The 12,513-nt window shown below is 38.9% G+C and carries 13 protein-coding genes; 5 read left to right on the forward strand and 8 right to left on the reverse strand.

All coding sequences use genetic code 11. The annotated features are described in order from the left end of the window. Positions 1–37 precede the first annotated feature (37 nt). Positions 38–1,738 (reverse strand): glycoside hydrolase family 13 protein, encoded by a 1,701-nt coding sequence (locus BMSHG_RS21235; RefSeq protein WP_019156483.1) that lies wholly within the window; start codon positions 1,736–1,738, stop codon positions 38–40. A 130-nt stretch (positions 1,739–1,868) separates the two neighbouring features. On the opposite strand from BMSHG_RS21235, the gene BMSHG_RS21240 reads away from it, so the two are divergent. Next, positions 1,869–2,162, forward strand: coding sequence for a ubiquitin-like small modifier protein 1 (locus tag BMSHG_RS21240; RefSeq protein ID WP_019156484.1), 294 nt, complete (start codon positions 1,869–1,871; stop codon positions 2,160–2,162). A 4-nt stretch (positions 2,163–2,166) separates the two neighbouring features. Then, on the forward strand, positions 2,167–2,439 hold the full coding sequence (locus BMSHG_RS21245; RefSeq protein WP_019156485.1) for a hypothetical protein: 273 nt from the start codon (positions 2,167–2,169) through the stop codon (positions 2,437–2,439). 154 nt (positions 2,440–2,593) lie between these two features. Here BMSHG_RS21245 and BMSHG_RS21250 read toward each other — a convergent pair whose 3' ends face one another. Beyond that, the gene (locus tag BMSHG_RS21250) at positions 2,594–4,435 is read right to left on the reverse strand and encodes an aldehyde ferredoxin oxidoreductase family protein (protein ID WP_019156486.1); all 1,842 of its coding nucleotides are present in this window, start codon (positions 4,433–4,435) and stop codon (positions 2,594–2,596) included. Positions 4,436–4,623: 188 nt separating this feature from the next. On the opposite strand from BMSHG_RS21250, the gene BMSHG_RS21255 reads away from it, so the two are divergent. Further along, complete coding sequence (locus BMSHG_RS21255) at positions 4,624–5,652, forward strand: ThiF family adenylyltransferase (RefSeq protein WP_019156487.1); 1,029 nt, start codon at positions 4,624–4,626, stop codon at positions 5,650–5,652. Between the two features lie 37 nt (positions 5,653–5,689). Here the strand turns inward: BMSHG_RS21255 and BMSHG_RS21260 are convergent, their stop codons facing one another. The 4 genes from BMSHG_RS21260 to BMSHG_RS21275 all read right to left on the reverse strand — a co-directional run bounded on the left by BMSHG_RS21260 (position 5,690) and on the right by BMSHG_RS21275 (position 9,496). Further along, entirely contained in the window at positions 5,690–7,147 is a 1,458-nt protein-coding gene (locus BMSHG_RS21260) for a DUF4153 domain-containing protein (protein WP_019156488.1), read from the reverse strand. A gap of 242 nt (positions 7,148–7,389) precedes the next feature. Beyond that, positions 7,390–8,028 (reverse strand): HAAS signaling domain-containing protein, encoded by a 639-nt coding sequence (locus BMSHG_RS21265; protein ID WP_019156489.1) that lies wholly within the window; start codon positions 8,026–8,028, stop codon positions 7,390–7,392. Continuing rightward, positions 8,009–8,356, reverse strand: coding sequence for a PadR family transcriptional regulator (locus BMSHG_RS21270; RefSeq protein WP_019156490.1), 348 nt, complete (start codon positions 8,354–8,356; stop codon positions 8,009–8,011). The genes BMSHG_RS21265 and BMSHG_RS21270 overlap by 20 nt, the downstream gene beginning before the upstream one ends. An 81-nt stretch (positions 8,357–8,437) precedes the next feature. Further along, positions 8,438–9,496, reverse strand: coding sequence for an LLM class flavin-dependent oxidoreductase (locus BMSHG_RS21275; RefSeq protein ID WP_019156491.1), 1,059 nt, complete (start codon positions 9,494–9,496; stop codon positions 8,438–8,440). Positions 9,497–9,794: 298 nt separating this feature from the next. Between BMSHG_RS21275 and BMSHG_RS21280 the strand changes: the two genes are divergently transcribed. After that, a complete protein-coding gene (locus BMSHG_RS21280) occupies positions 9,795–10,058 on the forward strand; it encodes a CD3324 family protein (RefSeq protein ID WP_019156492.1) in 264 nt (87 codons plus the stop codon). A 238-nt stretch (positions 10,059–10,296) separates the two neighbouring features. Continuing rightward, the gene (locus BMSHG_RS21285) at positions 10,297–10,947 is read left to right on the forward strand and encodes a FusB/FusC family EF-G-binding protein (protein WP_019156493.1); all 651 of its coding nucleotides are present in this window, start codon (positions 10,297–10,299) and stop codon (positions 10,945–10,947) included. Positions 10,948–11,154: 207 nt separating this feature from the next. On the opposite strand, the gene BMSHG_RS27855 is transcribed toward BMSHG_RS21285, so the two are convergent. Together BMSHG_RS27855 and BMSHG_RS21300 are read right to left on the reverse strand one after the other, a co-directional pair. After that, positions 11,155–11,310 carry a DUF1540 domain-containing protein gene (locus BMSHG_RS27855; protein ID WP_019156495.1) on the reverse strand — a complete coding sequence of 52 codons (156 nt, stop codon included), beginning with the start codon at positions 11,308–11,310 and terminating at the stop codon, positions 11,155–11,157. Positions 11,311–11,380: 70 nt separating this feature from the next. Continuing rightward, a complete protein-coding gene (locus tag BMSHG_RS21300; protein ID WP_019156496.1) occupies positions 11,381–11,941 on the reverse strand; it encodes a hypothetical protein in 561 nt (186 codons plus the stop codon). Positions 11,942–12,513: the final 572 nt, after the last annotated feature.

Genomic DNA, 12,513 nt, shown 5'->3' on the forward strand with positions numbered 1-12,513 from the left:
CCCATTTAAGCGCTTCATTAATACGACACTATCTAGGTTAACGCTTATTTTGAAAAGCGAGAACAAAAGCCTCATATGGACGCACATCGATTTTCTCATCAGTTAATGGAAGATCGTCATAATTTGCGATGATGATTTCTGCAGCCTTAGCATCCACATCGCATGCACTCCATTCCAACTCCACTGTTTCTTTCGAAAAATTTGCGACGATGAACCATTCTTCATTAGCGACAAGTCGTTTATAAACAAAAAGTTGTGGGTGATTCTCCATCAATAGCTGAAAACTCCCATAGGTTACGATGTCATGCGTTTTTCTTAATCGGATTAATTTTTGATACGTATAAAAAATCGAATTTCGGTTCTCAAGTGCCTGTTCTGCGTTAATAAAGGATGTATTTTCATTCATTTGAATCCACGGGGTTCCAGTTGTAAACCCGCCATCAGAGGTCCATTGCATAGGGGTGCGTGCGTTATCTCGCCCTTTTGCATATATGCTCTCCATAATCTGTTCGCAAGGGACACCTTGCTCCTTTTTTTGTTTATACATATTAAGTGTTTCGATATCTTGATAATTTTCAATCCGCTCAAATTTCACATTGGTCATTCCGATCTCTTCACCTTGGTATATATACGGTGTACCCTGTAGCATATGGAGACAAATGGCTAACATTTTCGCAGAACGTTCACGATATTCTTGATCATTACCAAAGCGTGAAACAATTCGTGGTTGATCATGATTATTCCAATAGAGACTGTTCCAGCCTTTATGATGAAGGGCATGTTGCCATTTCTCTAGGTTTTTCTTTAAATCTACCAACTGAAGTGGGCGAAAATCCCATTTTTCATGGGAAGCTTTATCTAAATCCATATGTTCAAATGTAAATACCATGTTTAATTCATGGTTCTCAGGGTTGGTATAGATTTGCGCATCTTCTGGCGTCGCTCCCGGTGTTTCTCCAACTGTCAAAACATCATAATTTTGCAAAACGATTTCATTCATTTCACGTAAATAGCTATGGATCTTCGGTCCGTTCATGAAATATGGACTTCCATCTCCAAAATCCTGCTCTTTGTGTACAGCCCCATCAGGAAGACGGACATCTTTTGATATGAAGTTAATCACATCCATGCGAAAGCCACCAATGCCCTTATCCAACCAATACTTCATCATCTCATAAATATCTTTTCTTAAAGGTTCATGCTCCCAATTCAAATCTGGCTGCTTTTTAGAAAATAGATGTAAATAATATGAACCTGTCATTTCATCTTTTTCCCATGCCGGTCCCGAAAAAATCGAACCCCAATTATTCGGTGGACTCCCATCCTGTCCCTCTCTCCAAATATAATAATCTCGATACTTTGAGCTTTTCGCTTTTTTTGACTCGACAAACCAAGAATGTTCATCAGAGGTATGATTAACGACTAGATCCATCACAATGCGGATGTCTCTGCTTTTTGCTTCTTCTATTAATTGATCAAAATCATCCATACTTCCAAATTCATGCATAATTGCTTGATAATCTCGGATATCATAGCCATTGTCATCATTCGGAGAATCATAAATTGGACTTAACCAAATGACATCTATTCCAAGCTTACAGAGGTAATCCAACTTCGAAATGATCCCTTGTAAGTCGCCAATTCCATCACCATTTGAATCCATAAAGCTTCGTGGATAGATTTGGTAAACTGTACTTTTCTTCCACCAAGGCTCGGTTACATTTATCTTCTTTTCCATTTTCATTCACCTCATCTCACATTCATTGTAATCGTTATCCTACAATTGCGCAATCGTTTGCATTAAACGTTTCCATTTATATTTAATGTAGTGACAAATCCAAATATTCTATTTAATATGGAGATAAAAGATGCTTAAAGGAGATGAAATGATGCATGTAAAAGTATTTGCAAATCTCCGAGATATTTGTGGCGGAGTGTCAGTACAAGTCATACCTAATGGAAACCGCATTATAGATATATTAAATAAAATGGTTGAAATGTATCCAGAAATTAATGATGAGATATTCACACAAGAAAGAACGCTTAAGCCCTTTGTTCATGTGTATGTGAATGGTAGAAACATCATCCATGCCAATGATTTAGAGACAGAGGTTCATGAAACCGATCAAATCGCCTTATTTCCTCCAGTAGCAGGCGGTTAAAAAGATGGTGAGTCAAGAGCTTGAGTTCAGAGGAATTAACCAAAACCATTTAAGAATGTACATCGAGGAGCTTGGCGGGAAGCAAATAAATGATGAATTGCCTGTTTTTTTTGAAGGCGATACTTGGAAAATTGAAATCCTTCGTGAAGGAGAACTTACCTTTACGTCTACTTTCAAAATCAATACGGTTCATATACGATTCTCTGCTCCTACTGATGATGAGCTTAAAACCTTAATTAAACAGTATCGATTTAAAACAACAAGAGTTGGCGGGTAAGTTTCATCGTTTCGATGATCCTCCCTAAAACCATATAGTTTTGTTTAGTTTTATGTGGTTCTATTTAAAATTATTTGATTTGTCACAAAATTTTAACAAACAAATACCCAAGTATCTATTCAAATACTTGGGCATTTGTTACGATTATTTTAGATTATAATTGTTCAGTCGAGGAATTACTTCCTTCAGATAGGATACCGAGTTCGACTAATTTTTCCTCTGGAACGACGCCATCCTTCCAGCCACGAACTTGATAGTATTCTTCTAGCATAACGTCCATTTTACTAACTGAACCTGTACTATTCCCTGACGCTGGTTCTTCTGTAAAGCGTTTCGGTAAGAAATCGTCTTCACGCTTATCGAAGCCAGCTAAATTATTGTAATAGCGTTCCAAATTGTAAATTCGTTCTCCAGCAAGCATGACATCTTCAGCTGTCAATTCAACTCCTGTCATTGTGCTGTACTGCTCAGCATAGTGCTCGGCATTTTCAGAGAAAGATGAGAATTTACAGATATTCATAGAATCACCGAATGCTAATAGATCTTGGAATATCTTCAGTAATTCTCCTTTGCCTTCAGCTGCAAGACGATCCGTTGGCTCTGGAATACCCGCAATTTCACTCGCAACTGTATAGCCGCGTAAATGACAGGCGCCACGGTTACTTGTTGCATAGCCAAGACCAATCCCTTGAATTCCTCGTGGATCATACGCAGGGATCGATTGCCCTTTCACAGACATGGAGATTTCAGGGTGTCCCCAAGCAGCTGCTGCACGCCAAGGTCCTTCTGCTAAAATTCCACCTATGCCTTCACGGAACGCAATCTTCTTCGTAAGGTCGATCATGGCATCTGCATCGCCCCACTTCAATGTTTCATCAATGTAACCCTTTTCACTCGCTTCCATCGTAATTGAAAAAGCGTGTCCAAGCTCAATTGTATCAAGGCCATACTCATTACATTGATCAATCATAAATGAAATGGCTTCTGCATCTGAAAGCAGGCAGTTCGTTCCAAGTGCCCAAGAAGATTCAAACTCAAAGCTTTCCACTCTCGTTTTATATTTACCATCAGCAACCTCTACTTCGATTTTACAACCAACTGGGCAAGCATGACATGTATTATTGGCTACACGAATATTACGGTGAACCCATTCTCCACTATGCTTCTCCGCTTCTACCCAATGAGTTAACTGTGAATTCTTTGTAGGAAGTGCTCCCACTTCATTGATGAGATTCGTTAATACGTTTGTTCCATAAACGGATAATCCACCCTTGTTTGGAGCCGTTAATCCACCATCAAGAATTGCTTTTACCGCTTTGCTATTCGCTTTTTTATACTCGTCCTTAAGCTTTGGCTCTGGCATATTTCCTTTTTGAGCTGCTTTAATAACGATCGCCTTAAGTAATTTTGAACCAGCTACAGCTGCTGTTCCTCCACGACCTGCGGCACGGTCATGCTCATTAATGAAGCTTGAGAACGTGACTTTATTCTCACCCGCTTGCCCGATCGTTAATACACTTAAATCTTTTTCACCGTACTGATCCTGCATAGCTTTTACTGTTTCTCTTGTGCTCTTGCCCCAGACTGTTGAAGCATCTCGAAGCTCTGCCTGCCCATTTTCGATATACAGGTAAACAGGCTTATCACTTTTCCCTTTGAAGATGACATTGTCCACTCCAGCCCACTTCAATCTGGCCGCAGTCCACCCGCCAATATGAGAATCTGTAACAGTCCCTGTGAGCGGTGATTTCGTAACAACAGCCATACGTCCACTCATCGAAGAACGAGAACCTGTTACAGGACCTGTCATAAAGCAGAGAATATTGCCTTCTGATAAAGGTTCCACTTCTGGCCCATTATCTAATACATACTTCACACCAAGCCCACGTCCACCAATGTACTTCTTTGCATCTTCTTCATTGATTCCCCTATAATCAATGGTTCCATTGGTCAAATCAACAACCACTTCTTTGTTTAAAAATCCGCCTAGACTCATACTTTCGAACACCTCTTTCCCTTTTTTATAAAAATCCCCTCATTATAATATAATTCTCCAAAAACTATGAAAATTCCTTTTCTTTTTAAAACTAGAAATATTTTATTCTTTTATTTACAATAGGAGCAAGTTCACTTGATTTCTTTACTTTGAATACCAAATCTTCATCCACAAAAAAGGGGGATAAGATGGAAGGATTGGGGCGTTATTCACGACAAATACTTTTTCAACCTATCGGGGAAAATGGGCAAAAGAAACTACTAACTAAAAAAGCTGTCGTAGTTGGAATGGGCGCCTTAGGTACGGTCATTTCCAATCATTTAGTTCGCTCTGGCGTTGGTCACGTGCGTTTGATTGACCGAGATTTAGTAGAATTATCAAACTTACAAAGACAAACTTTGTACGATGAAGAAGATGCTAAACGCGGCCTACCAAAAGCAATCGCAGCTGCACAGAAGCTACGTAAAATTAATTCCAGCATCACGATAGAGCCAATCATTTCAGATTTGAATTTAGAAAATGGAGAGCAATTATTGCAAGACTTTGATGTCATTATTGATGGAACGGACAATTTTTCAACAAGATATTTGCTCAATGATATTTCAGTCAAACTAGGAATTCCTTGGGTATTTGGTGCAGCCGTGTCGTCGAGAGGGATGCATGCGGTGATTATTCCTGGAAAAACACCTTGCTATCGCTGCCTCTTTCCCCAGGTGCAAACAGGCTTAGGAGAGACATGTGATACAGTTGGTGTTCTTTCTCCGATTACGGAGATTATTGGTTCCTATGAAGCGATCGAAGCGATTAAACTGCTTGTCGGTGCACCTCATAATCCACATCTGGAGCAATTCGATATTTGGCATAACTCTTTTTTACAAATGGATGTTTCAGAAGGAAAAAATCCAGACTGTCCAACCTGCGTCCATCATCATTTTGAATTTCTTGACCGGTCTTCTCATCAACAAATCACCTTCGCTATTCTCTGTGGGCGAGATACGGTACAAATTAACCCACGAAATGTAACGGAATTTGATTTAGATGCTCTTGCAGTAAAACTGAAGAACAGCGGCAAAGTAATCGCCAATCCCTTTTTGCTCCGCTTCTTTCCTGATGGAGACATTTCAATGATTTTTTTCCAGGATGGCCGTGTCCTCATCCACGGAGTCGATGATATTTCACAGGCAAAAGCCTATTATTCTCGTTATGTCGGGGGTTAATGGGGAAGCCCTCCGCACGAGACGGAGGGCTTCCATTTTAAAGATTCATTTGTTCTAGTTTGTCATACACTTGATCTCTCGTATAATTTCGTGACTGCCAGGAGTCAGATTTTGTGTATGGAAGGTTAGCTTGGTATTGTGCTAGCAACTGTTTTAATTCAGGAACAGTTGGATCCCGTTCATATAGTTCCATTAATCCAAGAATCCCTGTTGCAGACATATTCCCTAAATAGAAAATATCAATCTTCCCCGTGGTTTCATAGCGTTCAAGATTTTGCTCAACGATGATCCGATCGATATTCACCATATTCATCCCCACATAATAAATAAGGGTGGCAATGAAATAAAAGTGAACAAGAGAGAGCTTTTTAAGCCATATTTTCACAAGCGTATAAGCAAAGATCACCATGAGAAAAATCATGAATGAATGAGCGAGCACCCTTGTAAACGTAAAACCATATGCCTCCTCGTACATCGTTAATCTCATATATGCTGAGACCAGCAATACTCCACTACACAAAACTAACAAAGATAGGGAAATATTCACGACCTTTTGTACATTCCCTAGAAGCTGTTTCGTATTTGTGATGACCACCGTTGTCACCGTCAAATTGATTAATGTCACGAATAATAATTCGAAAAATCCGCGACGGGCATATTCAGCATAGGTATAACCTGCAGCGAGTGTTTCACTGAAGAAATATTTGAATTGAATCACAAGGAAGACCACATAAACAACATTCAAAAGAATCAAAACCGTCAAGGTGATAATACCGTCAAAGGAAATCTTCGTATTCACTCCTTCCTTCGCAGTGACCTGAAGATTTTTTTCCATAAGTGCTTGCATGAAACCAAAAAAGCCAAAGCCATAAATTAAAATGATGATGATACGGATCAGATTCTCTGGATTAATATTAAATAATTGAGGAATCGAGCTGATCATTTTTTCAAAATGGGCATCTGCCGAGATCAGCAAATTAAGGACAATGAATAGGACTGGAATAGAGATCATGATCCCGATAAGGACTTTCTTCCCTACTTCATGACTTGCCTTCTTTTCCCCCTTTTTGAAACGATTCGTTACTTCGCTTACCAATTTGACATTTTGGCGAAACCCCTCAAAAAGACGTTTGCACAGGAGCATAAGAAATGAGAAATGTGCCCAGTTGTACTTTGGCGGCGATGTAATTAAGACTAGATGAAAAATCACCAATGCTGGAATGATTAAGATATTTAGTACTTTAAATAAGACCATATCATACAAATAATAGCTGGCCGCCAAAAGCCAAATTGCAATTAATACAAAATACCCTAGCCGTTGATGACTGAAGGTATACGTTCTAAATCTCCAGTAAAATAAAACATAAAAAATGACGATAAAAACCATATAAGAAATACCAATTTCTTCCCTAAAAAAGGACTCTTCTGCTACTACCCCTACCACTAAACAGAGAACTAAAAAAAGCCAATCTACTTTTTTCATCATTGATTCCATTCTTTTTCACTCCATATCGTTATTCTATATATATAGAATTTCTATGTATTTAGCTAAAAAAACTCCTTTTACACGTTTTTTCGTATGGATCGTGGTTTTGGAATGGCTCTAGAGCCAGCCATTCCGTCTCATACTGGACGTGCGGTACAGCTCTTTTCCTTTTTTCAATAAAATATGGTGTATAAATCCACGTTTTATACTTTAGTTTTGTCCAAATCAATCATTTTTGAGAAAAGAGCTTTTTATACAGAAGCTTTTTTTCCCCATCTATAACTTAACAAGCACAAAGGGTATAGGAGAATCGTCAAAACGATGCATAGAAGGATAAAGGTTTCTGTTAACAACGGACTAAACCATTCGCGGGGAATGATTCGAAAAACCGTTAAGACCATTAAGATTATATTCGGTATTAAAGCAAGGAGAAAGGTCTTTTTCATCAAACTATGCCCTTTATGCCCAAAGCCTTTGCCAATTTCATACCCGAGTAAAGCCCAAAAAAACATATAAATTAAAGCAATAAGAACCGGAAAAGATGTTAATTGAGTCCAAAGCAGAGTGAGCCACTGCCAATTAAATACGTTGTGGGCCAATGTTAAGAGGGCACCGCCTCCAAATAATAGAATGTTGACCGCAATAAACAACCACTTCATATTGCTTGGAGTTACAGATAGTTCTTCTCTCCAAACTTCAGCAATTTCTTTCGGCTCCCCGAATTTGGAATAGACATTCGCAAGAACTTCTTCTTTCGTTTTCAAATGTTCGAGACTTCCTAGAAGCTCCTCAAGATGGGCATCATATTCCTGCAATATCTCTTCTTTTTCATGATGGTATTCGAGATAACTAGCCAGTTCTGCTAAAAATTCATTCTTCAGCTGTTCCATGCTTTTTTCTCCCCATAACCCTGTTCATAACAGAAACAAAATCATCCCATTCTTGCGTTCTCTCTAGCAACATTTCTTTTCCTGCATCCGTAATTCGATAGTATTTACGAGCAGGTCCCTTTTCTTGCTCCTGCCAATAACACGCAATATATTCCTGCTTTTCAAGTTTATGAAGAGCTGGATAAAGCGTCCCCTCTTTAAAAGAGAATTCATTTCCACTTCGCTTTTCTAACTCTTTTACTAACTCATAACCATACATATCTTTGTCGGCTAATAACTGTAATAATAAAAGTGATGTGCTTCCTTTGACCAATTCACGATTAAACATTTTCTCACCTACCTAGAATTTTTAGGTATATAGAAATCCTACACCTTTGCCAATTATTTGTAAAGTGTAGGATTTCATTTTTTATTTTGTTTCTGGTTCTGCTTCCCACTTCGCTATTTCTTCTCGAACCATTGGAGCCACTTTTGTTCCCAAAAGTTCAATTGCCTTCATGACATCCTCGTGAGGCATTGTTCCAACTGGGACATGCAACATAAATCGTGTAATCCCCACATTTTTACGAAGGTGAATGATTTTTTGTGCGACTGTTTCTGGGTCACCAACATAAAGGGCCCCTTCAAAGCTTCTTGCTGCATCAAATGCGGCCCGATCATAATGACCCCACCCACGTTCTCTACCAATAACGTTCATTGCTTGTTGTGTCGGTGGGAAGAACTTCTCACAAGCAATTTCTGTAGTCTCTGCAATGAATCCGTGAGAATGAGACGCAACCGGAAGCTTCGAACTATCATGTCCAGATTGAGTGGCAGCTCGCTTATAAAGCTGAACTAATGGCGCAAATTGAACAGGCCGACCACCAATAATTGCTAAAACTAGAGGTAATCCCAATTGTCCAGCGCGAGCCACCGATTGCGGTGTACCACCACTACCAATCCACACAGGTAACGGCTCTTGAACTGGTCGAGGATAAACGCCAAGATTATGAATCGCTGGACGGTGGTTACCGATCCATGTCACTTTTTCCGATTCTCTTATTTTCAAAAGCAAATCAAGCTTTTCATCGAACAATTCATTATAGTCATTCAGATCGTAACCAAAGAGTGGGAATGATTCAATGAAAGAACCGCGACCAGCCATAATTTCTGCTCTCCCATTTGATATCCCGTCAAGCATGGCAAAGTCTTGAAAAACACGTACCGGATCGTCTGATGAGAGAACCGATACAGCACTCGTTAGTCTAATCCGTTTCGTTTGAGGTGCCGCTGCTGCGAGTAGCACCGCTGGAGAAGAAGCGGCATAGTCTTTTCGATGATGTTCTCCCACACCAAAAACATCAAGTCCCACTTGATCCGCGAGGACAATCTCCTCCACTACTTCACGTAAGCGTTCTGCATGACTAATAACCTCACCTGTTTTCACATCAGGCGTTGTTTCAACAAAAGTACTAATTCCTATTTCCACTATGTATGTCCTCCTTCGGATATTTATCTTCATTTTGAGACTTTTTTCATCCTATCGCAAGTTTTAAGAGTCGTCTGTCGTTTCCTTAAACATGTTATACTAACACTATAAATGGGAGGTGCTTACTAGTGGAGAATCGTTATCGATTGTCTAGATCTTCTTTCACTCATGCAAAGCCAATTATTGGAATGGCGATACTTTGCATGGGGCGAAACATTTAAGTTTATCGCTGCCAAGCTTTTCTAATATTTTGGCTTTGCACCTTATTTTTCAAACTCAAAATAAGGAGCGAGCGAAAATGAAATATAGGAATGCCAAAAAAGTTTTACCTGAAAAGCTTATCTCAGAAATTCAAAAATACATTCAAGGAGAGACCCTCTATATTCCGAAACAGGAAACAAAGTACCAAAAATGGGGGACTGCAAGCGGTGGCAGAAAAATGCTTGATCGCCGTAACGCTGCCATAAGGAAATCTTTTACGAGCGGCAGCAGTATTCAACAATTGGCTGAGGAATATTACCTCTCGACTGAAACGATAAAAAAGATCATATACTCACAATAGCGCTGGTCTCCACCAGTGCTATTGTGAGTATTAGGTGAATCAATTTAAAACGTATGATATTAATTCGATACTACCTTTTGGATTTTCGGATGCGTATCGCTAGAATGTTCATTATAATTTACCTCTGTGCATTATGAAATCGCTCCAGGTAAAAAACGATTCTAATTCATTCTCTCCATGTTAGAAGGGTGATTAATTATTTATAATAAAGGAATAGCAAATATAGGAGAGAACGAAGATGACAGAGAAATTTTTGAAAAACGAACAATTCAATTTTATAAAAAAACAAGTTACTTTAATTAAGGAAAGCATTAAAAAACATGTACCCCCGACCGTTCTGAACGCAACGATCGATCTAGCCAATGCCAAAATAGTAGACTTGTTTCCATCAGCATCTGCGGAGCAAATCGCACTGCTTGATCTTTCAAAATTGAAAAATGACAGTGAATATGAACAATATCTCCAGCTGCTTTCAAACTATGTGGTCGATTTCCCTAAGATCTCAGAACAGCAACTTAAAAAGATGTTTCCAAAAAGTAAAAAGTTAAAACTCCCTGACTTATCCAATTTAGATTACAGCAAGCTGACCTATTTAGGGTGGAATGATCTTGGTTCCAACAAAAAATATGTGGTTTACGAACTTGATGGGAAAATGGTTGGGATTGAGTGTAGGATTTCTCCCACCGGGAAAAACAATATTTGTTCCATCTGTAATGGCCATGGCGAGGTCGCCTTTTTTTCCACAATCACGAAAGCGAAAAAAGCGAAGAATCCGGACTATTATAAGGCCATTGGAAATCTAATCTGTATCGATAGTAGTGAGTGTAATAAAAAAATCACCAATGTAGACTATCTAGAAGCTTTTTTGAAAGAGACATTGGAGAAATAGAAGAAGGAGCTGGAAATGCAAGCTCCTTCTTCTTGTGATTTCACAATTATAAAAAAATCTCTCTTTTTGATTGTAGATGTTGTACATAAAAAGGAACAGAGACTTATTCGAAGAGTCTCTGTTCCTTTTGTAAAAATAATGAATGAAAATGATTATGATTATCAATACTATGTATGAGAAAGGGCAACCAAATGGTTACCCTCTGCTCTAGATTCCAGGTTCGAAAGTTTTGCAATCTGTTTCCTCACTTGTGGACGCTTTATCACCTTTACGGCTTACCACATAAATAGCATCTGCATGACATTGGTTCCCGTCACCCCAATACGTGCAGTTGTTTACTTCACATAGCACATCTTTTGCCAAGATACTCACCTCCCTCTCTTTATTATTGACAAAAACGGGAGACTGATACTTGGCTATTTGCTGTTAAGTTTTAGGATGATAAGGAAAGCTGATAAGAATGATTTTTATTATGATAAAAGGAAGCTAATTTTCCTCTGTATTCTAATTGAAAATCCCCAACTTCTTCGAAATCATGAGGGGCCACGAAAGATGGTGGTTTTCTTAGTTGGACAATCTCACCCTTCGTTAAAGCAGTTGCAACAAATTCCGAACAAAAATAAGCATTTTTACGGCGAATTTCTTTTTTTAGCATAAAAGCAAAAAGGCCGAGAAGGTTGTAGCGGTAACTATGTTCATGCGATTCAATTTCATTTAGAAAAGCTTGGATTTCCTCATATTGTTTTTGTGAGATTGTACAGCTATAGATCACACACTCCGCATTGTGAAGGAGTCCGTTTGTTATGTCTTCTTTAACAAATCCACCAATAAAGGGATTTCTCGGTCGCTTCCGTCCAAAACTATATACCTCTTCTAGGTTTGAGTCGAGTGAAAGCGACGCATGATTATAGTTTTTCTTTGTATAAAGCCGGATCATCCTCGTCAAAACCGTCCCAGTGTCGGTTAAAAGAATATAAATTTTCCTATCCCTCATCGTAATTTCTCCTTTAATTGTCGTACTTTTGTATTTCCATATTAAAAGGAATAAGGTTTTTCTATAAGCGACTTAAGGAATAGTTTGATCTCAGACTTGGGACGTATTGCGCGATGGAGCACCGCTATTTATCTAGATGGAGATGTCCCTTAGTACAAATTTTTCAAAAAGGAAATTGGATGTAAATTGCTCAAGCCGCCTTCTTCTTCTTCTAACTTGTTTGATTTCGGATCTTCGGGACTCCGATCCGAAAAACACTGGTATTCGGACTTCTTTTCGAGTCGACTTTCTCTTCCTGTCCGAATAAATCAAAACTACAGAATTTCACTCTAATAATGCTATCCTTTGCAAAAGATCAGAACAAAGCTCCTACAAAATGCAGGAAGCTACCGATTTGTCTCATTCGTTCCAACCATCTCTCCCCCTTAAGCGGAATTTTTCCTGTTATCTCCTCGATGGAGCCCCTTTTAGGAGAAATAACGGAAGATTTTCCGCTTATGGAGAGCAAAATCGTTTATTTTGGCTGTTTTTGAGGGAATAGCAGGAATTTATACGAAAATTGATGCTGGTTG

The organism is Robertmurraya massiliosenegalensis JC6, assembly GCF_000311725.1.
GTDB classification, from domain to species: Bacteria; Bacillota; Bacilli; order Bacillales; family Cytobacillaceae; genus Robertmurraya; species Robertmurraya massiliosenegalensis.